We start from the raw sequence: 24552 nt of genomic DNA, 5'->3' as shown, positions 1-24552 counted from the left end.
ACCGGACCACGAGGCATTACAAGGGCAATCAGAAACCGTAGCTAAGCGAACCAAGCAACTGGTTCTTTTGCTTGACGCTATAGCGATTTTCCCCGGCGATGATGCCTTGCAGACCCCATGTCAAACCGGTCGCGGCGATCGGCTGCGTGAAGCCGACGATCAGATGACGGAAGCCACCGGAGCTCGGTGCACCGCCTGCGAAACAGCCGTTGACCGAAAAGCTCTGCCCCGCCGGACAAGCGCTGCTGGTCAGCGTGTCGACTGAACCGAGGTACTTGCCCTGTTTTTTGTACGAGTAATAGCCCAGCGAGCTATTGAGCGTGATCTCGTACGGCAACACCTTGGTGTAGTTCAGGGTCCAGTAGGTGTCGCCCTTGTTGCCCCAGACGACATCATTGAGCAGGGTTTGTGCCGCGACACTGAAGTCACCGTAGCTCAGGGCCAGCTTGGTTTCGAGCGCGTTGGCATTCTTGCCGTTGAAGTAGACGTAACCGGTGCCGCCGACGGTGTAGCCGAACTCGCCGAGCTTGCCGTTGTAGCCACCGTAGAGATCGTTTTCGATCGATTTGCCGGACTGGAAATTGGTGATGTTGCGGTTGGTGTAAGACTCGCCGAGCTTCTTGTACGAGTAGTTGATCATCGAACCGAAATAGCCGGCATACAGACCCGACGGATCGGACCAGTCGGCACCCCATTGCAGCACCGGCTTGTCGGACTCGGGCGCATCGGCACCTTCGTTACCGAAGCCCGGCTTGCTCGGGCCGTAGGTGCTGGTGGCACCGCGCAGCACGTATTTGCTGACCAGGTCGATGTGGCCGGTGAATGGCGATGATTCGGGCGCATCAGCGGCGAAGGCAGCGCTGCCAAACAATCCTGAACAGGCAATGGCAAGTGCCAGCGGGCGAGACAACGATGTGGTGCGTGACATGGTGATTCCCTTTTTTTGAGTATTGGAACTACTTGGATTCCCTGCTATTTCAGTGCCGGTGGTGCTTGTAAAAACTGTATTTCGGTACTTCGTGGTCGGGGTGCGCGGTGCAATGCCCTGCCCCCGTAACCTCCAGTGAAACGGTAACCGACCACACATAAAGAATTTATAAATAAGCGGCTCGGGAGCATAAAGAAAGCATGGTTATTGCACCGAATGCACCGCTTCACTCACATCAAGCCGCCTCGCTCAACACCGCAATAGCCTGCCCCGCCGCCACCGGCGTACCCTCCCCGACCAGCCATTCACCCATCACACCTGCGCGCGTGGCGGTCAGCGGGATTTCCATCTTCATCGATTCGAGAATCGCCACCGTGTCACCAGCGGCCACGGTCGCACCCGCCTGCGCGACGATTTTCCAGACGCTGCCCGGCACCACGGCGCTGAGGTAATGACAACCTGCCGGTAGATCGCCCTGCTCGGCGGTACCTGTCAGCGCTTCTTCACTGACCCAATCGGCCTGACCACTACTGCGCCAGCGTTCGCGCTCAGCCTCGAAGGCCGCCTGCTGTTTTTGCTTGAACGCACCGATGGACTCCTGCTCGCTAGCCAGGAAGCGGTTGTAATCGGCCAGCGAAAACGTCGTCTCTTCGATTTTCACGTCGAAGCGTCCCAACGGAAAATCACGCCGGTGTTCCAGCAACTGCGCTTCGCTGACTTCGTAAAAGCGGATCTGATCGAAAATGCGCAGCAGCCACGGCTTGCCATCGCGGAAGCTGTCGGTCTGGCGGTAACGGTTCCACATCTGCACGGTACGGCCGACGAACTGGTAACCACCCGGCCCTTCCATGCCGTACACGCACAGATAGGCACCGCCGATGCCGACCGCATTTTCCGGCGTCCAGGTGCGGGCCGGGTTGTATTTGGTCGTCACCAGCCGGTGGCGTGGATCGATCGGCGTGGCGACCGGCGCGCCGAGGTACACATCGCCCAGACCCAGCACCATGTAGCTGGCCTTGAACACGACGTCATAGACTTCGCGCACCGCATCGAGACCGTTGATGCGCTGGATGAAGTCGATATTGCTCGGGCACCACGGCGCGCCGGGGCGCACGGTGGTTTCATATTTGCGGATCGCCAGTTGGGTCTGGCTATCGTTCCAGGCCAGCGGCAAATGGACGATACGCGAGCGCACCACCATGTCCTCGACCGATGGCAGGGCCGCAATCAACGCATCGAGCAGCACGACCAGCCGGCTGACCGGCAACTGGCGATGATCGAAATGTACTTGCAGCGACCGGATGCCCGGCGTCAGATCGATCACGCCGGCCAGTTGCGCCTGTTCGATCGACTGCATCAGCGCATGTACCCGGAAGCGCAAATTGATATCGAGTACCGCGTCGCCGAATTCGATCAGCAGGTAGTCGTCACCGGCACGGCGAAACACCAGCGCCGTGTCATCCGGCAACGCACCGGTACGCAGGATGGCCGGTAACGACCTGCCTGCTTCGCTGTGCGGCGGCATAAAAATCGGCACCGGCAGCGACACCGTATCAAACACGCTTTCCTGCGCGACCCGCAGCGCGGCAGCATCGACATCCGACACCCGCACAAAACGCACCGTATCGCCCGGCTTGAGCTGGCCGATCTTCCACAGGTCGGCCGAGACAATCACCGCCGGACAAACAAAACCGCCCAGGCTGGGACCGTCCGGGCCGAGGATCACAGGCATGTCGCCGGTGAAGTCGATCGAGCCGATGGCGTACGCATTGTCGTGGATGTTCGACGGATGCAAACCGGCTTCGCCGCCATCGGTACGGGCCCAGCGCGGCTTCGGTCCGATCAGGCGCACGCCGGTGCGGCTGGAATTGAAATGCACTTGCCAGTCGGTGCCGAAGAACATCGTCACGTCGTCATCGGTAAAGAAATCCGGCGCGCCATGCGGACCGTAATGGACCGCGATTTCCCATGCCGAGGCATAGACCGGCACCGCCGTGGCAGGCAACGGTTGCGGTGAAGGCTGCGCCGCAAACAGCTTGAGCACATCGCCGCTGCGCAGTGCCCGTCCGCCATGACCACCGAACTGACCGAGCGTAAACGTCGCGCGGCTACCGATGTAGTCGGGCGTATCAATACCACCGGCAAAGGCCAGATAGCCGCGCACGCCAGCCCCGTCGACGGTGCCGCAGCGCAGTGTCTCGCCGGCGCGCAGCGGGTGCGCCTGCCAGTTGGCCAGCGCGCGCGTGCCATCGGGACCGATCACGCTGGCACCCATGTCGGCACCGGCCAGTGCGATCAGGCAATCGCTGTTGAAGGTCAGTGTCGCGCCCTGCAGCGTCATCTCGAGCGTGGCCGCCGTGCCGTCATTGCCCAGCAAATGATTGGCAAACCGATGCGCATACGCATCCATCGGACCCGAGGGGGGAATGCCGACCGCCCACAAACCGAGCCGGCCCGGATAATCCTGCACCGTGGTCTGGATACCGCCATCGATGATGTCGACCGTGCGCGGGTGATAAGGCATCGCTGCCAGCATGCCGGTGGTCTGCTGGCCCGCCCGGAAAACCGGATAGGCGAGGATGTCGGCGAGGTAGCCGAGATTGGTCTGGATGCCATCAATACGACTGTCCTGCAAACCGGCGACAAGTGCCGCAATGGAATCGGCACGCGTCGCGGTCCGGACAATGAGCTTGCCCAGCAACGGGTCGTAGTACGGACTGACGGTAATGCCGCGTTCGATCCAGGTATCGACCCGCAGCGCATCGGCAAACACCACGCCGGTCAGCACGCCCGACGAGGGCTGGAAATTTTTGGCCGGGTCTTCGGCATACACGCGCAACTGCATCGCGTGACCGGATGACTGCAGCGCGTGCTGCGCCGGCAGTACGAAATCATCGGTCGCGGCGCGGATCATCCACTCAACCAGATCGACGCCGAACACTTCTTCGGTGACCCCATGTTCGACCTGCAAGCGCGTATTCACTTCCAGAAAATAGAACGCGCCGCTGTCGGCATCGAGCACGTATTCGACGGTGCCAGCCGAGCGGTACGACAGCGACGCCGTCAGTCGCACGGCGGTCTCGGCCAGTGCCTGACGGGTGGCTTCGGACAAGCCCGGTGCGGGGGTTTCTTCGATCACTTTCTGGTGACGTCGCTGGACTGAGCAATCGCGCTCACCGAGCGAGACGACACCGCCACGACCATCGCCAAAGATCTGCACTTCGACATGACGCGCATGCTCGACAAATTTTTCGAGGTAGATGCCGCCGTTCTTGAAGTTGTTTTCCGAGAGGTGCTTGACCGAGGTGTAAGCCGCCTCCAGTTCCTGCGCATCGCGACACAGGCGCATGCCGATGCCGCCGCCGCCGGCGGTACTTTTCAGCATGACCGGATAGCCGATCTGCGTGGCCGATGTCAGTGCCTGCGCGATGTGATCGAGCAGGCCGGTGCCGGGCAGCAGTGGCACGTCGGCTTGTTGCGCCAGTTCGCGGGCGGTGTGCTTGAGGCCGAAGGCGCGCAACTGATGCGGGGTCGGGCCGATGAAGACCACGCCGGCGGCGGCGCAGGCTTCGGCAAACGCCGCATTCTCGCTCAGGAAACCGTAGCCCGGATGGATCGCTTCGGCACCGCTGGCGGTGGCGGCAGCGAGTACCTTGTCGGCATCGAGGTAGCTTTGTGCCGCCGGTGCCGGGCCGATGCAGATGGCTTCGTCGGCCAGCCGCACATGCAACGATTCAACATCGGCCTCCGAGTAAATGGCGACCGATTGGATGCCCATGCTGCGGGCGGTACGAATGATGCGGCAAGCGATTTCGCCGCGATTGGCAATGAGGATTTTTTTGAACATGGCGATGTCAGTCCTGTGCATCCCAGATGACAAAGCGCACCGGGGTCGGGTTATAGGCATTGCACGGGTTATTCAATTGCGGGCAATTCGACACCAGCACCAGCACATCGGTATCGGCTCGCAGCTCGACATATTTGCCGGGTGCCGAGACGCCATCTTCAAAGGTCAGGCCGCCCTCGGCCGTGACCGGCACGTTCATGAAAAAATTGATGTTCGGGACGATATCGCGCTTGCCCATGCCGATGTCGGCATGCGCCAGCGCCAGCAGGTAATTGTCGCGGCAACTGTGCATGAATTTTTTCTGCGCGGCGTAACGCACGGTGTTGCTCTCGGCGGCGCAAGCACCACCGAGCGTGTCGTGCCGGCCACAGGTGTCGGCCACGATGGTCAGCAAGGGCCGGCCACGGTTCGACATCAGCACGGTGCCCGTGCTCAGGTAAATGCCGCCCTGCGCCTGCATCGTGTCGGTCATGCTGTAGCGCTCGGACGTATCGCTGGCGTTATAAAAAATCGTGTCGACGGCCTGGTTGCCCTCGAGGTCGATGATGCGCAGGGTCTGGCCGCGCTGCATCACATGCAGCCACGGCTCGCCGGCAGGTTGATAGACATCGAGGATGGCGGTGGTGGTATCGCGTGGGCTTTCGCACAGGGTTGGCATGGTCATCTCCTTAGCGGGTCGTCAGTTCGGTATTGGTATAGCCGCGACCGTTTTCGGGACACGACAGGCGGCAAATATCATCGGCACCAGCGGGGCCGGAGGTGTGGGCGACGACGCTGATCTTGCGCGGTGCGTACTCGGGATTCGGATCGAGCGGATGCGGTGCGCTCGACAGCGCGACCAGCGTGTCCATCTCGAAGCGCAGCTCGACCAGATCGCCGGCCTTGCTGTTGCCCGGCACGAACGCAAAACGCCCATCGGCATCAACCACGACTTTTGAAAACAGGTTGATGTTGGGCACCAGATCGCGCAGACCCAGACCCCACTTGCCGATCTCGACCAGCAGGCTGTCCTGGCCGTTGCGATACATCGCGTTGCGGTGTTCCTGATAGCGATGCGCGCCGAACTTGGCCAGCACTGAAACTGCCGTCGAGACGCCGCACAGCGGGTCGTGCCAGCCGACCGTATCGTGCGGAATCGAGGCGAGGATATTGCCCATGTCCGAATACAGCACATGGCCGGCAGTCAGGTGCGCGGTGTGCTGGGCCTTGAGCGTATCGGGCACGTTCAACCGTTCGAGGCGTTCGTCGGCACGGTATAGCAGCACGGCCATGTTGGCGCCGCCGTCGAGGTCGGTGAAACGCAGCGTCGTACCGCGCTTGACCTTGTAGGACCAGTGGCCGCCGCCGGGGAAGGTTTCGCTCCAGAGAATGCTGGCAGGTTGCAGGTCGTGCGTCATGATAATTCTCCGGTAGTCTCGGCAATGCGGGTGAGTTTTTCGAGCTGACCGAAATCGGTCTTGATGCCCGAGGTCTCGCGGATACGTGCCAGAATCTGACGCTTGAGCGCGACGAATTCGGGTGCGAGCTTCAGGTCTTGCTGGCGGTCGAGGCCGAACGGCACGGTGATGATCGAATCGATACGACCCGGTCGTGGCGCCATCACGACCACGCGCTGGCCGAGGTACAGCGCTTCCTCGGCATCGTGCGTGACGAAAATGACGGTGGTTTTTTCAAGCAGATACACATGCCGGATCAGGTCATGCATCACTTCGCGGGTCTGGGCATCGAGCGCGCCGAATGGTTCATCCATCAGCAGTACATCGGGACGCACCATCAACGCACGGGCAATCGCCACGCGCTGCTGCATGCCGCCCGACAGCTCAGCCGGATAGGCTCCGGCGACATGGCCCAAGCCCATCAACGCGACCAACGCATCGGCGCGGCCGCTGGCGACTTCGACATCGCTCGAGCTGGCGTCCTTGCAATGGAATTTCAGACGACGACAGAACTTGATGTTTTCGAGCACGGTCAGCCACGGGTACAGGCTGTAACTCTGGAACACCATCGCGCGGTCGGGACCGGCACCGTCGACGTCATGGCCGTTGCAGAGAATCTCGCCCTCGGCATATTCTTCAAGGCCGCCGACGGTGCGCAACAGCGTCGATTTGCCGCAGCCGGAAGCGCCGACCAGCGTGACGAATTCGCCGGGTGCGATATCCAGATCGATGTGCTGCAGGGCGTGCGTCAGGCGTGCGCCGGCACCATAAAATTTATTCAGGCCGCGGATGCGGATCTTGGGAGGGGTGGTGATCATGATGTCATTTCCCGATGTGGTGCCAGCCGAAACAGCGGCGATGTAACCAGCGGAAAGTCTGGTCGGTCAGCAGGCCGATCAGACCGATGAGCAGGATGCCGGCAAAAATTTTGTCGGTCTGCAGGAAGCGCTGGGCTTTCAGGATCGAAAATCCCAGCCCGGAATTGGCGGCTACCAGTTCGGCCACGACCAGGTAAGTCCAGGCCAGCCCCATGGTCTGGCGCAGCGTGTCGAGCATGGCCGGACGGGCCGCCGGGATCAGCACCAGTCGCACGATTTCGCTATTGGTCGCGCCCATCGTGCGGGCCGCTTCGACCGGCTGGTTCGGCACCAGCGCAATATCTTCGGCCAGCATCAGCACCATCTGGAAGAACGTCCCGACGAAAATCACGGTCAGCTTGGCGCTTTCGTCGATGCCGACCCACAGCATGATCAGCGGAATGAAGGCGACAGCCGGCAGGTAGCGGCTGAAATCGGTGAGCGGTTCAAGCAATGCGCGCACCGGCGCATAGGTGCCGATCATCACGCCGATCGGAATGGCCAGCAACGCCGACAGCAGGAAGCCGCCGAACACGCGGCCGATACTGATGCCGACATCGCTCATCAGATCATCATTGAACAGCCAGTCGATGCAGCGCCGCAGCACCAGTTCGGGCGTAGGCAGGAAGACCGGATCAATACGGCCACTGGTCGACAGGATCAGCCAGAACAGAAAAGGCAGCATGAATCCGGTGATCGCCAGCGCCACGATGACGCGATGCGGCAACTGGCCGCGCACTGCCCAGCTGGAGCGGCGGTTGCGGATGTGTTTTTTGGCGGATTGCGCAGTGACGGGAAGCTCAGGCATGCGCACCCCGCTGGAGGATGAGACGGGCGCGGCACAGGGCGGGCAGGGAAAAAAAGTAAGGCATCGTGCAGCTCCAGGAGTCAGAAAAAAGTCGGAGAGGCGAGCGATCAATGTCGAACGCTGTTCGACTGTGATGGCCTCCCGGGCTTTTATCCCTCCGTGTAGTTGATGCGGATCGCTTGCACGATGTCGCACCAACCGGCTGCTCTCGGACCAGACATGCCGCCGTTACTACCTGGCGACACCGGAACCCTAGCGTCCATGCTCGAGTCGCAGTAGTGGCTGCGTCTCTCGTTGCATTGGTACTAGCAACTATGGTGCCAGCGTGACCCGCAACGTAATGGGCGATTTGGCCGTGGCAGCAGACCGGATCGGTACTACCGTGGTGCGCAAAACGCACCTGACGCACCGTTTGCGCGCCCACCGATCAAGCCCAACCGGTGCAGCCACAAAATCGTAGGGTGCAATAACCGAAGGGCATTGCACGAAATGCTCTGGTCACGATGCCCGAACCCAAACGCCTCAACCAAAGACTGAACTGATCGCCGAATAAAAACACTGCTAGCCCTTGGTTATCTGTTACCTTACAGTTAGTATTTCCTCAAGGCATTACGTCAACAGGGGCGGTCAGGACTACCAGGCAAAAGAACCAATGCGACCATTCCAGACCTATTGCAACTTCCTGCGGTACACGACGTGGCGACCTTGTCGTACGCAGGTCATTTCGGGCTTGCTGCTGCTTTTTCTTGTTCTGTTCGGAGCTGCCGCGAATGCGGCGGGTTCGCTTTCCCGCAACGCTCTGATCGTCGACAGCGAACAGGACTATCTGCCTTTTTCTACCGGCATGACCGATGACACGGCAGGCGGTTTCACAGTCGACCTGTGGAAGGCGGTGGCCGAAGAAGCCGGCTTGCCTTACATCCTGCATGTCCGTCCTTTCCATGAAGTCCTCAGCGACTTTCGTAAGGGCAAGGCCGATGTCCTGATTAACCTTGCGATCTCCGATCAACGCCGCCGCTTCGCCGATTTCACGGTCCCGCACGTCATCGTCAACGGCGCGGTATTTGTGCGCAAGCGCACCACGGGAATTGGCAGCGAGGACGACCTCGCCGGCAAGTCCCTCATCGTCGTCAACGGTGATCTGGCACACGACTATGCGGTGTCGCGCGGCTGGGAAAAAAAGCTGGTGCTGGTCGACACCGCCGCCGGCTTGCAACTGCTGGCGTCGGGACAACACGATGCAATGCTGTTGAGCAAGCTGACCGGCATGCAAACGCTGCGAGCCCGCCGACTGACCAATATCGAGGCATTGCCCTTCCCGGCCGGTTTTTCGCAGCGCTTTGCTTTCGCCGTCCAGAAGGGAGAGGCCGAATTGCTGGGCCGGCTCAATGAAGCGCTGGCGATCACCAAAGCCAATGGCACCTACGATGCGCTGTACCTGAAGTGGTTCGGCATTTATGAAATCAGGGAACCGCATCTGCGCGACTACATCATCACTCTCTTGCCGGTGCTGGCGGTGCTGCTGCTGGCTGGCAGCTTCCTGTTCCATCGCCGGCAAGTCGAACGCGCCCGCGCCAAAAACAAATACCGCGACTTGTATGACCAGTCGCCCGACATGTTCGTCACGGCCGATGCCATCACCGGTAACATCATCGACTGCAACCAGCGGCTGCTGGACGTTACCGGCCATGCGCGGCAGGACGTCATCGGGAAAATTGTCCTGATGCTGTGTGATCCCGCGAGTACCAACCTGGCACGCCGGACGTTCACGCGCTTTCTGGCGGGCGATGACTTGCCGTATGTCGAGCTGCAATTGCGCTGTCACGACGGCCATGTCATTGATGTGGTGGTCTCGGCCTCGCGGGTATTTGATGACTCGGTCGTCGCCGTGCCGCAGCATCGTTTGCTACATCTGGTTCTGCATGACATCACCGACCGCAAGCTGGCCGATGAAGCCAGGCGCATCGCCGCGACCGCATTCGAGTCGCACGAAGCGATGATGATTACCGATGCCCATCGTGTCATCTTGCGGATTAACTCGGCCTTCACGGAGACCACCGGCTACTGTCCCGACGACGTCCTGGGCAAGACCATGTCCTTGCTGGAATCGGGACGGCATGAGCCGGCATTTTTTGCAGCGATGCAGGACAGCATCCTGCAGGATGGCGCGTGGCGTGGCGAGCTCTGGAACCGGCGTAAAAATGGCGAACTCTATCCGGCCTGGATGAGCATCACCGGCGTGCGCGACAGCCACGGCAACATCACTCACTACGTCAGTTCCCACAGCGACATTACGCTGCGCAAGGCCGCCGAAGAAGAGATCAGCCACCTGGCTTTTTTTGATCCGCTCACCGGGTTACCGAACCGGCGCCTGCTGATGGACCGGCTGCAACGTGCGTTGGCGACCAGCTTGCGCAGCACCTGCGAAGGCGCGCTGATGTTCATCGACCTCGACAATTTCAAGCTGCTCAATGACACGCAGGGCCATGACAAGGGCGATCTGCTGTTGCAACAGGTCGCCCTGCGCCTGTCGGCCTGCGTGCGCGACAGCGATACGGTGGCCCGTATCGGTGGCGATGAATTCATCGTGCTGCTGGAGCAACTCAGCGAACAATCCACCACGGCAGCGCTGCAGACCGAAGCGATCGGTGAAAACATCCTGGCTGCACTCAACGTCCCTTTTGATCTGGCCGGACAACTGCATCACAGTACCCCGAGCATCGGCATGATCCTGTTTGGCGAGCACAAGGACGACGCCGCCGAACTGCTCAAACGCGCCGATCTGGCCATGTACCAGGCCAAGGCGGCCGGGCGCAACACGCTGCGCTTTTTTGATCCCGAAATTCAGGAACTGGTGACAGCACATTCCCGGCTCGAATCGGAACTGCGCCAGGGCTTGCTGCACGGAGAATTCGTGCTGTATTACCAGGCTCAGGTCGATCGCGCCCGCAGCCTTATCGGTGCCGAGGTGCTGGTGCGCTGGCAACATCCCCAACGCGGTATCGTGCCACCGGTCGAGTTCATTCCACTGGCTGAAGAAACTGGCCTGATCCTTCCGCTGGGACAATGGGTGCTCGAGGCCGCCTGCAAACAACTGGCTGCCTGGAGCAGCGAGCCGGCGCTGGCGTCACTGACCATCGCGGTCAATGTCAGTGCCTGTCAGTTCCAGCGACCCGATTTTGTACCGCAGGTGCTGGTAATCATCGCGCTGACAGGAGCCAATCCGCGCTTGCTGAAATTTGAAATCACCGAGAGCCTGCTGCTCACGGACGCCGAAGACATCATCCTGAAGATGACCGCGCTGCAAGCACACGGCATCAGTTTTTCGCTCGATGATTTTGGTACCGGCTATTCGTCGCTGTCGTACCTCAAACGTTTGCCGCTCGACCAGCTGAAAATCGATCGCTCGTTCGTGCACGACGTACTGACCGATCCGAACGACGCCGCCATTGTGCGCACCATCCTCGCGCTGGGCCACAGTCTCGGGCTGTCGGTGATTGCAGAAGGAGTTGAAACCGAAGCGCAGTGTGACTTCCTGGCCGAACTGAATTGCCACGCCTACCAGGGATTTCTGTTTAGCAAGCCGGTACCCGTGGCGCAATTTGAAGCACTGGTTGCACAAGAACACGAGGGGCTGCGCATAGCTTGTTGAGCCGGCGGCAGTGCAGTCCTACAACGTCGGACTGATACCGTGCTGTGCCAGCAGTCCCAGCAATACCGGGAGCGTTGTTTGCACACGCAGGTCGGTCTCGAGTGAATGAAACGCACGCATCAGCCGATCACTTTCCCGAACCAAACTACCTGTTGAAGCCGCCTCACCCTGCAGCGCCTCCAGTTGTGCGTACATGCCACTTTTCTCTTGAGCCATCCTTTGAGCACATTCATTTTTCGCTGCCGACATGTCTGTCTCGCATACCCGTTCGAGCAGACCGTGCATCAGTGGCGACGATGCCATGAAGGCCAGATAGGCCTGATTATTTTTGTCGACGGCCGGTTCGGACAAACCCTGGTTCGCCAGTTCAGATTCAGCACGGGCCCTATCTTCCGGCGTGATGGGCGATACGGCGGGGAACGCCATCGATGTGATCTTGACCGGTAGCGCATACCGCTCGGAGAATGTCAGCAGCTGCCCGAGATAGAACTCCACTTCATCAATTGACGGCTCGGTGGCTGACTTTTCTCTGGTCAGGCGCTCCAGTATCTTCAGGCGATACTGCCCCTTGCACAGATCAACCAGATTCTGCGGAGACGCATCGTGATAACCCGCACGAATCTCTTCGGCTTTGCGACTGATCAGACACCGCATTTCCATATCGAGAAGCCCCATCGCAATCCGGTCGCCACATGACGTAATGGCGTCTTCAGCGAGGTTGAAACAGTCGTTGCGCAAGGCAGAATCGTATTGCAGCTGTTCGAGCAGTTTGACGACCCGGTCTTGCATTGCCGCCTTGCGTGCGATATCGCCTCCCAGGTAATCCTGAGTCGCGCGAATCCGCGTTAAAAAGGTCGCAAATGAGGCCGCATTGTCATGTCCGGGCAAACGCTTCCACACGCTGGGGTTGAGCCTTGCCGAATTCTCCGTAATCGCTTCAGCATGCCAACCCGTCACGGCATCGATCAGCTCAGCACGCATGCCTAGCGATACGGGCATCGCGTAGTGGACTTGCGGTCCTTGATAGCGCGGATGATGAATGGCGTCGGTAAGCAGGTTCATCGCCGCCTCCGAAAGCCCGCTCACCTCGAGGGTGACATGGCAATCGCGATGCAATTGAAGAAGGTCCGGCGGCAGACTGACGAGCGGTAGCGCCGTCAGGTTCAGAGTGCGTAATTGCTGTAAGTGGCCGATTGCCGGGAGCGTGGTCAGCAGCGGGCAATGCGCCACCGTCATGGTCGCCAGTTGCGAGCATTGCGACACATCCGGAAACTCCGTGAGGCGCGGACAGTACATCACCATCAAGTCCTCTGCCGGTGGCAGCACAGGCAGGCTGCTCACCTTGTCACGAAACATGATCAACAAGGAAGTCGAGTGAGGATCGGCTACGTGTTGCCGGATGGTGTGCCCCACCTTCAGGCGGTCCGCGTGCTCGTTATCGGGACTGCTATCGATCCACGCCTGTAACGCGCGCAGCGCATTTGCCATGGGATTTGCCGGCATTTGATCCGCTTTGCCGGCGAACGATTCCGCCCACTTTGGCCGGGCTTTGCGGTTCCTGAACGACTCATCGGGTTGCCGAGGCGAGCTTGATCGCTCGCTGTCATCGTCAGAGGGTGCCTGCCTGGCGATATCGCTGTCAGATTGCACCTGTCTACTTGCGCGTTGCGCGTTGTCACGAGGTGGCGTACCTGATGGCGCGGTATTTTTCATAGTGATTGCATTCAAAGTAACGGTGAATAAAAGAAACTCCCGTTGAATGGCAATCAGCCGCCAATAGTTCCTTTCGACACGGCACCCTGCCGGAAAGCATGACCAATACGCTGTTGCGCCTACCTTTGACCATCTCAGGTTGACCGACCAATCGGCGCTGCCACCCACTTGCGCTATGATCCACGAGGCAACACCCGCACCTGTCTCACCTGCCGCCCTCTACAAGGATGCCAATGTCCCCCCTTCGACTGACCGCCCTCACCCTGTTCGCCATGCTGTGCTTTGCCGGCAATTCCGTGTTGTGCCGACTGGCCTTCCAGCGCACCGGGATTGATGCCGCCAGCTTCACGGCAATCCGGCTGGTCTCCGGTGCGCTGATGCTGGTGTTGCTGGTCTGGCTGCGACGAACCCCGCAGACGGCTGGCAAGGGTGGTGCTCGCCTGGGTGGCAACTGGTTGTCGGCACTGGCGTTGATGGTCTATGCCGCAGGATTCTCGTTTGCCTATGTCTCGTTGTCGACCGGCACTGGCGCGCTGCTACTGTTCGGTGCGGTGCAAGCAACGATGATTGCCGCCGGCTTGCGCGCCGGCGAACGCTTTCGCCCCGGTCAGATTCTCGGTCTGCTGATCGCGCTGGCCGGACTGGTCATTTTTCTGTTGCCGGGACTGTCAGCACCGCCACTCGGTGGTGCACTGCTGATGATGGCGGCCGGCTTCGCGTGGGGCATCTATTCGCTGCGCGGACGCGGGGTGGCCAATCCGACCGGCGAAACGGCCGGCAATTTCGTGCGCGCCGCCCCGATGGCAATCGCACTAGCTATCGTCCTGCTGGCGCGACAACATCTCGATGGCATGGGGGTGTTGTTCGCCGTGCTGTCGGGGGCGCTGGCATCCGGCATCGGCTACACCGCCTGGTATGGCGCACTGCGCGGGCTGACCGCGCTGCGGGCGGCGTCGGTTCAGCTGAGCGTGCCGGTGCTGGCCGCTATCGCCGGCACGCTGTTTCTGCACGAACCGCTCACGGCAAGGCTGGTGCTGGCCAGCGTAGCGATGCTGGGCGGGATCGCGCTGGTACTGTTCAACAAGCGCGCACCGGTCTAAGTCCGCGCGCGACCAGTGCCACCGCCGCGCCGATCGAGCCGCCAATGAAGATCAACAGCGATCCATCCAAATAATGGCAGGCGAGCGCCCAAACCAACACCGCCAATCCCGTAGGTTACGCCAATGGCGCTGGTCTGCACTTTTCCGAACGGCTATCCAAGAAGACCGAAGTGCCGCATCAATCTAATCAAAATCAACCGTTAAAAACAGCATACAAGGGTGCAATAACCGAAGGGCATTGCACCGAGCGCCCCTAAATAATCAACAATTCATCGCACCCCCGGCAACACAATCACAAACTCCGCCCCACCCGCCGGATGATTGCGCGCGCTGAGCACGCCGCCATGCTGCTCGATAATCCCGTAGCTGATCGACAGCCCCAGCCCGGTGCCCTTGCCAACCGGCTTGGTCGTGAAGAACGGTTCAAAGATGCGCAGCAAATGATCCGCCGCAATCCCGCTGCCGTTGTCATGCAGGCGCAGCGTGACACCGTCCTCACCCGCTTGCGCAGTAATCACCAGCTGCACCGGCGCGCCGTCGACCGCCGCATCACAGGCATTGGTAATCAGGTTCATCAGCACCTGCAACAGCTTGCCGGCATTGCCCATCACCAGCAGCGGCGGGCCCGGCGTCCAGTGTGCGGTAAAGCGCGGCGCACCGCCCTTGCTGATCCAGTGGATCGCGCGCTCGATGACGCCATTGAGATCGACCGGCACGCGCTCTTCGCGATCAACCGCCGAAAACCGTCGCAAGCCGTTGACGATGTCGGTGGTGCGATGCGCCCCTTCGAGCGTGCCGTCGATCAGCGAGGGCAAGTCGGCCAGCAAGTGATCGATACGCAACCTGGCTCGTAGCGCAGGAGCCTCCGGGTCACCCGCATGCAGCGCGGCGACGTATTGCGCCAGCCGTTCGCTGTAGCGTTTGAGCGCATGGACATTGCCCAGCACGAAGCTGATCGGATTGTTCAGTTCATGCGCGACACCGGCCACCAGGCGGCCCAGCGAGGCCATTTTTTCGGCATGCAGCAATTGTTGCTGGGTGCGCTTGAGCGCTTCATGCGTGCAACTCAGTTCATCGTAAGCGCGCCGCAATTCACCCATCGGCCGGCCCACGAAGACATAGCCGACGCACTTGCCGAGGCTGTCGCGCCGACGCGTGCAATTGACATCGACCGGCACCACGCCATGTTGCGCATCGATCAGGTTCAGTTCGACCACGGCGCTGGCCATCTGGCTTTGCGCGAGTACCAGTTCGATCGCCGCGATGCTGCCGGCATCGGCCAGCAGGCGCGATACGGGCATGCCCTGCAACGCCGTTTCGTCAAGGCCGACCAGCTTCTGCAAGGCCGTATTGGTTTGTTCGATGTCACCGGCGCGATTGCAGGCGATCAGCACATCCGACATCGCCGACAGCACGCTGAAAATGAAGCGCTGCGAGTCTTCCAGCTCGGCGTTTTTTTCTTCCAGCACGATCTCGTCCTGCACCAGCTGCGAATAGACTTCATCCATCTTCTGGATCACGTCGAGCCACATGGTTTCGTCGACGCCATCGAGCGGCAGCGGAGTGGTCGCCATTCAGTGCACCGTGCACACCATGCAGGGATCGAACGAACGCACGATATGCTGGACCGCCACTGGCGTGTCGTCGCCCGGCCGGACCTCGGCACCGACCAGCGCTGCTTCCAGCGCACCCGGTACGCCAGCGGCATCACGCGGTGAAAAATTCCACGAGGTCGGGGCGATGATCTGGTAATTGGCCAGCTTGCCATTGCGCACCGAAACCCAGTGCCCGAGACTGCCGCGCGCCGCTTCGGTCAGACCCATGCCGTCGCCGTGATCAGGCATCGGCCCGGCGGCAAAGTACGGCGCATCGACCTGCAGCGATTTGATCCACCGCTCCATCGCCGGCACCACCAGCGCCAGTTCCAGCAGACGCGCCAGCACGCGTGTGTAGACCGTGCCGCCGCAGCGCGCGGCCGCGTCACGAATCAGCGGATGGCCGTCGACCAGCTGGCGTGCCAGCGCGCCGGTTTCCAGCACGCGACCGGCCAGCCGGGGTGCCTTGTTCCAGGTGTAGGCAGCGGGCTTGTCGATATCGGGCAGCGTCATGCCGTGCGCCGGATGCAGCGGACCGCTGGCATCGGCCAGCCAGGCATGGGTGGCGTCCTCGGTGATGCCGACGGGTTCAAGCGGCGCGCGCTGACCGGCGGCACCATCCCACAGGCCGCGCGCGAACAGCAGACCGCCCTCGTCCGGATAAGAGCCGTTCGACATGTACAAACCCGGCCCCGGTCCCATCCGGTCCAGCCCGGTTTGCCACGCCAGCGTCAGGAACAGACGCAGGTCGCCGTGACCGGGTGCGGCCGATGCGTGCCACTGCTGCAAGGCCGCTTCGCTGTCGAGCGCGGCGATCTGTTCGAGCGGCGCGGCGAACAGGGTCTGTTCGAGGAAGGCGCGGAATTCGCGCACCTTGGCCAGCAAGCGGATGCGCTCGCCCGGATCGACCGCGCGCGACGAACCACCCGGCTGGATTGCATGCGTGTGCGGCCACTTGCCGCCCAGCGTGCCGAGCAGCGTGAACCAGCGTTGCCGCGCTGCCAGCGCCAGCCGTGCATGCGCGCCTTCCTGCGCGGCAAAGCGCTGCTGCACGTCGGCATGCCATGGCTGTTCTGCGTAGACGGCACGGGCAAAGTCGGGCATGAAGAACAGGTAGAAATGGGTCAGGTGATCGGCCAGGTTTTCGGTCGCCAGCATCACGTTGGTGACGCGCTGGCCGTTCGCCGCCGGCGTCATCCCGAACGCATCGGCCAGCGCGCGCGCCGCCGCCACCGATTGCGACACCGAACAGATCCCGCAGATGCGCGGCACGTAGACCAGCGCATCCATGGCCGGTTTGCCGAGGAGGATTTGCTCGAAGCCACGGTACATCGGGGCATTGACGCGGGCGCTTTGGACCCGGCCATCGGCCACGTCGAGCTGGACTTCGAGGTCACCTTCGACGCGGTTGAAGGGGCCGACCACAAGGCGGCTCATGAAGTTATCCTCACAGGTTTGTTCTCACTTCAGCCGCGTCTTGCGAATCGCCGGCACCACCACGATGTGGTCGGCGACCGCATTCTCGCGCACGCGTTTGGGCGTGGCGGATTTGGACAACGAGGCCAACGCGACAAACCACGCTTTCGGCATGTCGGTTGGCAAGCCGATCGGAATGCCGGCGATCTTCGGCGTGACCTGAAACGCATGACCCGGCTCTTCAAAACCCGGTTCGGTACACGCAATGCAGGCATAGCCACCACGGGTGCACGAGCCCTCGCCATTCCATGGCCGCGTATTGCAATCGGCATGGACTTGCGTGCCCTTGCAACCCATGTGTTCCATCATGCAGCCAAGGTCGGACGGCTTTTCGGCGCTGGCCTTGAATTCGTAAAACTCGTTGCGGGTGCAACCGTGATGGACCAGATGGTCAGCATAAAAACGCGGTCGCCCAAGCGCATCGATCTGGCCTTCGGCGAACAGGTCGGCGGCCAGCGCCATCAGCGTTTCGAGTACCCAGTTCGGATGGGTCGGGCATCCCGCTACATTGATCACCGGCAGCCCGCTGCGCGAGCGGTAGGCTGCACCGAGCAGGCCGCCGATCTGGTCGCCGTCGTATTGCAGGCCGCAGGCATCCGTCGGATTGCCGCCAGCGGCGGTGATGCCGCCATACGCGGCGCAGGTGCCGACCGCCACCGTGTGCAGCGATACTGCAGCCAGCGCCCGCACCCACTCGATCATCGGTTTGCCAGTACCGGCCAGCATGTGAAAACGTCCGGTACCGTGCGGTCCGCGCAGCAGCGAGCCTTCGACGCACAACGCATGCAGCGGGATCGTGCCATCGATGCACGATTGCAGGATGCGCAGCGCTTCAGCACCGCTTTCGAGCGACAGCGACGGGTGCCACAGCAGGTTGATATCAGCCGCTTCGAGCGCGCCATAGAAGTCCGGCGTATCGGCGCACAGCAGCGACATGCTGCATCCGCCGCATCCGCCGGATTGCAGCCAGAGCACATTGAAACCGGCTTGTTTGGTATGAGCCATCAGGTTTTCTCCAGTCCGAGGCGAATCATCTTGTTGCGCAATCCGGCGCGCGACAAGCCCAGTTCGGTGGCCACGCGCGTCTTGTTCCAGCGCAGGCGCAGCAGGGTTTCCTTGAGGATGGCCGCTTCGATCACGGCCAGTCGTTCTTCCAGCGTGCCGGTCGGCGGCACGCCGCTGGTAGCAGTGCTGACTTGCCCCTGCAGCACCTTGCCGGAAAATGCCTGCGCCTCGATCTGCATGTTTTCCGAGACCGTCAATGCCAGCGCCCGCACGATTTCATTACGCAGTTCGCGGATGTTGCCGGGCCACGGATACGTGACCAGGCTGGCCATCGCATCGACCGAAAAATGGCGCACCGGCAGCCCCATGTCCAGCGTGGCTTGTGCCAGCAGCGATTGCGCGATCGGCACGATATCGCCGGGGCGTTCGCGCAGTGGCGGCATGGTCAGCGTCATCGCGGCCAGCCGGTAATACAGGTCTTGCCGGAAGCGGCCGGCGCTGACTTCGTGTTCGAGGTTGCGGTGCGTCGCGGCGATCACGCGCACGCTCACCGGGATCGGCCGGGTCGCACCGACCGGGCGGATTTCGCCTTCCTGCAATACACGCAGCAATTTGATCTGGAAGGCAAACGAGGTATCGCCGATTTCATCAAGCAGCACGGTGCCGCCGTCGGCGCGCTGGAAGATGCCGACATGGTCTTCGTAAGCACCGGTGAAGGAACCACGCTTGTGGCCGAACAGTTCGGACTCGAGCAGGTTGTCGGCAATCGCGCCGCAGTTTTCGACCACGAAAACGCCGCCGGCACGCGGGCTGGCATAGTGAATCGCGCGCGCCAGCAATTCCTTGCCGCTGCCGGATTCGCCCAGCACCAGCACCGACAAATCGTAGCGCGCGACCCGCGCCGCGAGTTCGCACAACTGGTCCATCGGACTGCCGTCGGTGCGGATGATGCGGTCGAAATCGAAGGTCGATTGCAGCGCATTCTGCTTTTCGGTACTGCGTGCGCGCAGCACCGTGCTGCTGGTGCGCAGCTCCATCGCGAGGCGTTGCGTGTCGAGTTGCAGACGGCGTACTTCGACCGCGCCGCGCACCACGTCCAGCAAGTGATCCGGCATCCACGGCTTGAGCACGAACTGGTAAATCCCGGCGTCGTTGATGCCGGCAATGATGTCTTCGGAATCGGTGTAGCCGGAGAGGATGATGCGCACTACATCCGGCCAGCGCTCGCGCACTTCCTTGAGGAACTGCACACCGGAGGTGCCGGGCATGCGCTGGTCGCACAGGATCACGGCCGGCTCGGTACGCTCGATCGCCAGCCGCGCCGCGTCCGCGCCACCGGCCACATGGACGATGAATTCCTCGTCGAGCGTGCGCCGGATCGCGTCCAGCGATCCGGTTTCATCGTCCACCACGAGGACGATCGGCAGGTTCTGCGCAGCGGCGATGGTCATGTTGCGGGATTCATCAAGCGGCGGCCCTTTCAGCAAATGCATGGTGCAGCATACGCCCGCTCAGCATATGCGCGGCAACTGTTCGCCGGACAGCCAGTCGACCACGCGCCGGCCACCGAAGCGGGTACGCATCTGCACGAAGCGGTGCGGGTCGTCGGTGACGGTGCCGATGCGCGCCGCGTTCACACCGAGCGGATGCGCGCGCATGGTCGCCAGCAGCAGGTCGGCATCGCCCGCCGGACAGATCGCGACCAGCTTGCCTTCGTTGGCCACGTACAGCGGATCGAGGCCGAGGAATTCGCAAGCCGCATCGACCTGCGGCAAGACCGGGATCGCCGCTTCATCAAGCAGCATGCCCACGCCGGATTGTTTGGCGAGTTCGTTGAGCGTGGTGGCCAGTCCCCCGCGAGTCGGGTCGCGCATCGCGCGCACGCCCGGCACCACAGCCAGCATGTGCGCGACCAGTCCGTGCAGCGCGGCCGTGTCGGAGACGATTTCGGTATCGAAGTCCAGCGATTCGCGCTTGGACATGATGGCCACGCCGTGGTCGCCGATGGTGCCCGACAACAGGATCACGTCGCCCGGTCGCGCGCCCGCGCCGTCGATCTCGATGCCCGGGGCGATCACGCCAACGCCGGTGGTGGTGATGAAGACGCCATCGCCCTTGCCGCGCTCGACCACCTTGGTGTCGCCAGTGATGATGGGCACGCCGGCCTCGCGTGCGGCCTGCGCCATCGAGGCGACGATGCGCTTGAGGTCAGCCAGCGGATAGCCTTCCTCGATGATGAAACTGGCGGCCAGATACAGCGGTCGCGCACCCGACATCGCGACATCGTTGATGGTGCCGTGCACCGACAGGCAACCGATATCGCCGCCCGGAAAAAACAGCGGCGAGACCACATGTGCATCGGTCGCCATCACCATCCGTCCGGCCGGTGGTGCAAAGACGGCCTGGTCATTACCTTGCCGCAGCCACGCATTATCGAAGGCGGCGAGGAACAGTTCTTCCATCAATTGCGCGGACGCCTTGCCACCGGCACCGTGGCCCATGTCGATGCAACCGTGCCTGAAATCGAGCGGCTTTACGTAGTCCTTTTTCGGCTCGGCGCTCATGCCGACACCAGCGCAATATCCTTGAAACGCCCGTACGAATAATGTGCCGCGCACGCGCCTTCGCTGGAGACCATGCACGATCCCATCGGATTTTCCGGGGTGCAGACGGAGCCGAAAATCTTGCACTGGCTCGGGGTCTTCACGCCGCGCAGGATCGCGCCGCACTCGCAGGCCTTGTTGTCCGGCACTGGCCGGTAACGCAGGTCGTAGCGCAGTTCGGCATCGAAGCGGGCGTAGGCAGGACGGATGCGCAACGCGCTCTCGGGCACTTCGCCGAGGCCGCGCCATTCGAAGGTCGGACGCACTTCGAACACGTCGGCGACGATGGCTTGTGCGGTCAGGTTGCCGGTGGCGCTGACGACGCGAGCGAATTCGTTTTCGACTTCGCAGCGGCCTTCGTTGACCTGGCGGACCAGCATCAGGATGGCTTGCATCACGTCGAGCGGCTCGAAGCCGGCAATCACGACCGGCTTGCGATAGCCCTCGGCAAACGGCACATAGGGCGCAGTGCCAATGACGATGCTGACATGTGCCGGACCAATGAAACCATCGATGGACACCGTGCCCAGCTCGCGCACTTCGGGCGAATCCAGGATGTGGGTGATCGCCGCCGGAGTCAGCACATGGCAGCACAACACGCTGAAATTGGTCAGGTCGAGGGCAGCGGCCTCGCGGATCACCAGCGCGGTTGGTGGCGTGGTGGTTTCAAAGCCGATCGCGAAAAACACCACTTCGCGCTGCGGATTGTCCTGCGCAATACGCACCGCATCGGCGGCCGAATACACCATGCGGATATCGCCACCGCGCGCCTTGGCCTTGATCAGCGACAGCCCGCCGGAAGCCGGTACCCGCATCGTATCGCCGTAGGTACAGACGATCACGTTGCGCTCCAGCGCCAGCTGGATGGCCAGGTCGATGCGACCGATCGGCAGCACGCAGACCGGGCAACCGGGGCCGTGGACCATGCGCACGTTGTCGGGCAACAGTTCGCTGACACCGTAGCGTGAAATCGCATGGGTATGACCGCCGCAAAATTCCATGAAGCTGTAGCGGCGCGTTGGATCGACTTCGGCGGCGATGCGGTCGGCGATCTTGCGGGCGATGTCACCATCGCGGAATTCATCGATGTATTTCATGCGACCACCTGCTGCGAATTTTGCTCGAAGGCGGCCAGTTCGCCGAACAGCGCCAGTGTCTGCAAGGCCTCTTCGGGATCGAGCTTGCCGAGTGCGTATCCGACATGCAGGATCACGTAATCGCCGACGGCGACGCTGTCGAGCAGCGCGACCGAAATCTCCTTGCGGACACCGGACAGATCAATGATGGCGCGTTGATTCGGCAGGACTTCGACGACGCGCACGGGAATGGCTAGACACATACGGAAACCTCTTTGAGTTGCTGGCTGGCGACCCAGGTCTGGCCCAACGCCAGTCCGGCATCGCCGCAGGAAACGACATCGGGCAGCAAGGTACGCAAACCGCGATGATGCAGCGCTGTCGTCAGGCGTTCGGCCAGGATGCGATTGAAAAAACAACCACCGCCGAATACGACAGTGGACAGGTGATGCGTGCCGGCAGCGGCCGTGATCCAGTCGACCAGACCATCGACCAGGGTCAGGTGGAACAATGCTGCACCGAAGGCGATGGCGTTCGGATCAATGCTGTCGGCCAGCGCGAACAGGCGCGCCAGCACGGGGCGCAAGTCGAGCGCACCGGCCGCATCGATGACGTAGCCATCGCGGCAATCCGGTGCGGCGTGGCTGGTCAGATAAGCACTGGCCAGTCGTTCCAGTGCGATGGCCGCTTCGGCCTCGGCACCTTGTCGCACGCTGATGCCGAGTGCACCGGCAGCGGCATCGAACCAGCGTCCGGCGCTGCTGGTCAGCGGGCAGCGCAGGTCGCGCGCCAGCATCGCTTGCACGGTTTGCGCGGCCATCTTGCCGACCGCCCCGGTGAAGCGCGGTGTGATCTCGGTACCGCGACCGAGCGCGTGCAGGACCGACGCCGCCATGCGCCATGGCTCACGCGCCGCGACATCGCCGCCGGGCAATGCGAGCGCTTGCAGATGGCCGAGTCGCTGCCACTGCGCACCATCAACCAGCAACAGTTCGCCGCCCCAGGCCAGTCCGTCCGTGCCCATTCCGACACCATCAAGGGCGACGCCGATGACGGCACCGCTTACCTTCTGTTCAGCCATCACGACGCCGATATGCGCGAGATGATGCTGCACGCCGATGGCCGGCACACCGAGTTCGGCGGCCACCCGCACGGCCAGTCGGGAACTGAAGAAATCCGGATGCAAGTCATGCGCGACGGCGTCGAGCGCGCCATCGGCTTGCGCCACCAGCCGCGCCACCGACGCCTCCAGCGCGATGCAACTGGCCGGATCATCGAGGTCGCCGTGCTGCGGCGACCAGGTGATCTGGCCGTCCTGCAGCAGGCAGGCGGCATTCTTGAGCCAGGCACCGCAGGCCAGGACGGTGCTCATCGTGCGCTGTCGATCCAGTCCAGCCACGCGTCCATGCCGGCACCGCTGGTGGCCGACAGTTGCAGGATGGTGATGGCGGGATTGACGCGCCGGGCGTACTCGATGCAGCGCTCGACATCGAACTGCAAGTGCGGCAGCAGGTCGATCTTGTTGAGCACCATCAGGTTGGCGGCAGCGAACATGTCCGGATATTTCAACGGCTTGTCTTCGCCTTCGGTGACCGACAGGATCACCACCTTGACGGCTTCGCCGAGATCCCACATGGCCGGACAGACGAGGTTGCCGACGTTCTCGATGAACAGCACGCCGCCTGCATCGAACGGCAAACTGGCAAACGCATCGCTGACCATTTGTGCATCGAGATGACAGCCCTTGCCGGTATTGACCTGGATCGCCGGTGCGCCGGTGGCGCGGATGCGATCGGCGTCGCAACTGGTTTGCTGGTCGCCTTCGATGACGGCGACGGCCAGTGCGCTGCGCTGGCGCATTGCCAAAATGGTGGCGCACAGCAGCGTGGTCTTGCCGGAACCGGGGCTCGACACCAGGTTCAGCGCGAGGATGCCGTGCTCGGCAAAGTGCGTACGGTTGTGTGCGGCGTGGAAGTTGTTTTCACCGAGCACGTTCTGTTCGAGCCGGATCGCGCGGGCCTGGCTCATGCCGGGTACCGAGACTTGGGCGGCACCGGTGCCGTAGTGCAGGTCGCCGGTGGCGGCATCGATGGCGACGTGCTGGTGTTGCGCCTGACCGATTCCGTGCGCATGCACTTGCCGGTAGGCGACACCCGGCTGGATCGGTTCGTTGACTGTGCTGCATCCGCAAACGACACACATATTTACCTCCTGTTTTGACTGCTCCCTGCCCATGCAGGGTTGTTGCCTTCATTCGCAAAGCGTATCGGCATTGGCGACGGTGGCCGGGGCATTTGGTGCAATGCCCTTCGGTTATTGCACCCTACGTGACTAGCCGGGGGCGGCTCCGGTTCGTTTTTTCCTGCGGTCGTAAACTCTCGTCGGTAGCAACCAGGGTCAGAGTTTTTTTTCGCAGGCTTTATCGCGAAAATTACTCTGACCCTGGTTGCGGATTC

At 61.9% G+C, this 24552-nt stretch carries 18 protein-coding genes and 1 riboswitch; of the genes, 2 read left to right on the top strand and 16 right to left on the bottom strand.

The genetic code is table 11. From position 1 onward, the window contains the following. Positions 1-28 precede the first annotated feature (28 nt). The 6 genes from QN370_RS14805 to QN370_RS14780 form a co-directional block, all read right to left on the bottom strand. Entirely contained in the window at positions 29-928 is a 900-nt protein-coding gene (locus QN370_RS14805) for a TorF family putative porin (RefSeq protein WP_322126621.1), read from the bottom strand. 235 nt (positions 929-1163) lie between these two features. Next, entirely contained in the window at positions 1164-4775 is a 3612-nt protein-coding gene (gene uca, locus QN370_RS14800; RefSeq protein ID WP_322126620.1) for an urea carboxylase, read from the bottom strand. A 7-nt stretch (positions 4776-4782) separates the two neighbouring features. Then, positions 4783-5433, bottom strand: coding sequence for an urea amidolyase associated protein UAAP2 (locus QN370_RS14795; protein ID WP_322126619.1), 651 nt, complete (start codon positions 5431-5433; stop codon positions 4783-4785). A 10-nt stretch (positions 5434-5443) separates the two neighbouring features. After that, positions 5444-6172: an urea amidolyase associated protein UAAP1 gene (locus tag QN370_RS14790; RefSeq protein ID WP_322126618.1), complete on the bottom strand. Its 729-nt coding sequence runs from the start codon at positions 6170-6172 to the stop codon at positions 5444-5446. Further along, positions 6169-7029, bottom strand: coding sequence for an ABC transporter ATP-binding protein (locus QN370_RS14785; RefSeq protein ID WP_322126617.1), 861 nt, complete (start codon positions 7027-7029; stop codon positions 6169-6171). Before QN370_RS14785 ends, QN370_RS14790 begins: the two co-directional genes overlap by 4 nt. A gap of 4 nt (positions 7030-7033) precedes the next feature. Next, positions 7034-7876, bottom strand: coding sequence for an ABC transporter permease (locus tag QN370_RS14780; protein ID WP_322126616.1), 843 nt, complete (start codon positions 7874-7876; stop codon positions 7034-7036). A gap of 136 nt (positions 7877-8012) precedes the next feature. Next, positions 8013-8143, bottom strand: a riboswitch (guanidine-I (ykkC/yxkD leader). Between the two features lie 385 nt (positions 8144-8528). Between QN370_RS14780 and QN370_RS14775 the strand changes: the two genes are divergently transcribed. Further along, positions 8529-11528, top strand: a complete 3000-nt coding sequence (locus QN370_RS14775) for an EAL domain-containing protein (protein ID WP_322126615.1) — start codon at positions 8529-8531, stop codon at positions 11526-11528. Positions 11529-11546: 18 nt separating this feature from the next. On the opposite strand, the gene QN370_RS14770 is transcribed toward QN370_RS14775, so the two are convergent. Then, a complete protein-coding gene (locus QN370_RS14770; RefSeq protein ID WP_322126614.1) occupies positions 11547-13016 on the bottom strand; it encodes an NEL-type E3 ubiquitin ligase domain-containing protein in 1470 nt (489 codons plus the stop codon). Between the two features lie 458 nt (positions 13017-13474). Between QN370_RS14770 and QN370_RS14765 the strand changes: the two genes are divergently transcribed. Then, positions 13475-14341 carry a DMT family transporter gene (locus QN370_RS14765; protein WP_322126613.1) on the top strand — a complete coding sequence of 289 codons (867 nt, stop codon included), beginning with the start codon at positions 13475-13477 and terminating at the stop codon, positions 14339-14341. Between the two features lie 269 nt (positions 14342-14610). Here the strand turns inward: QN370_RS14765 and QN370_RS14760 are convergent, their stop codons facing one another. The 9 genes from QN370_RS14760 to hypB are packed head-to-tail and all read right to left on the bottom strand — an operon-like array spanning position 14611 to position 24298. Then, a complete protein-coding gene (locus QN370_RS14760) occupies positions 14611-15915 on the bottom strand; it encodes an ATP-binding protein (protein WP_322126612.1) in 1305 nt (434 codons plus the stop codon). Next, positions 15916-17373, bottom strand: a complete 1458-nt coding sequence (locus QN370_RS14755; protein WP_322126611.1) for a nickel-dependent hydrogenase large subunit — start codon at positions 17371-17373, stop codon at positions 15916-15918. 24 nt (positions 17374-17397) lie between these two features. Next, positions 17398-18417: a HupU protein gene (locus QN370_RS14750; protein ID WP_322126610.1), complete on the bottom strand. Its 1020-nt coding sequence runs from the start codon at positions 18415-18417 to the stop codon at positions 17398-17400. After that, positions 18417-19868 (bottom strand): sigma-54 dependent transcriptional regulator, encoded by a 1452-nt coding sequence (locus QN370_RS14745; protein ID WP_322127220.1) that lies wholly within the window; start codon positions 19866-19868, stop codon positions 18417-18419. The genes QN370_RS14750 and QN370_RS14745 overlap by 1 nt, the downstream gene beginning before the upstream one ends. Positions 19869-19928: 60 nt before the next feature. Continuing rightward, positions 19929-20981 (bottom strand): hydrogenase expression/formation protein HypE, encoded by a 1053-nt coding sequence (gene hypE / locus QN370_RS14740; protein WP_322126609.1) that lies wholly within the window; start codon positions 20979-20981, stop codon positions 19929-19931. Continuing rightward, on the bottom strand, positions 20978-22117 hold the full coding sequence (gene hypD / locus QN370_RS14735) for a hydrogenase formation protein HypD (RefSeq protein WP_322126608.1): 1140 nt from the start codon (positions 22115-22117) through the stop codon (positions 20978-20980). Before hypD ends, hypE begins: the two co-directional genes overlap by 4 nt. Beyond that, positions 22114-22359, bottom strand: a complete 246-nt coding sequence (locus QN370_RS14730) for a HypC/HybG/HupF family hydrogenase formation chaperone (protein WP_322126607.1) — start codon at positions 22357-22359, stop codon at positions 22114-22116. Before QN370_RS14730 ends, hypD begins: the two co-directional genes overlap by 4 nt. Continuing rightward, a complete protein-coding gene (locus tag QN370_RS14725) occupies positions 22350-23468 on the bottom strand; it encodes a carbamoyltransferase HypF (protein WP_322126606.1) in 1119 nt (372 codons plus the stop codon). The genes QN370_RS14730 and QN370_RS14725 overlap by 10 nt, the downstream gene beginning before the upstream one ends. After that, positions 23465-24298 carry a hydrogenase nickel incorporation protein HypB gene (gene hypB / locus QN370_RS14720; protein ID WP_322126605.1) on the bottom strand — a complete coding sequence of 278 codons (834 nt, stop codon included), beginning with the start codon at positions 24296-24298 and terminating at the stop codon, positions 23465-23467. The genes QN370_RS14725 and hypB overlap by 4 nt, the downstream gene beginning before the upstream one ends. Between the last annotated feature and the right edge of the window lie 254 nt (positions 24299-24552).

The organism is Actimicrobium sp. CCI2.3 (genome assembly GCF_035019065.1).
Taxonomy (GTDB): domain Bacteria; phylum Pseudomonadota; class Gammaproteobacteria; order Burkholderiales; family Burkholderiaceae_D; genus Actimicrobium.
The sequence above is the reverse complement of the archived record's forward strand: the minus strand, read 5'-3'. Positions and strand labels throughout refer to the sequence as shown.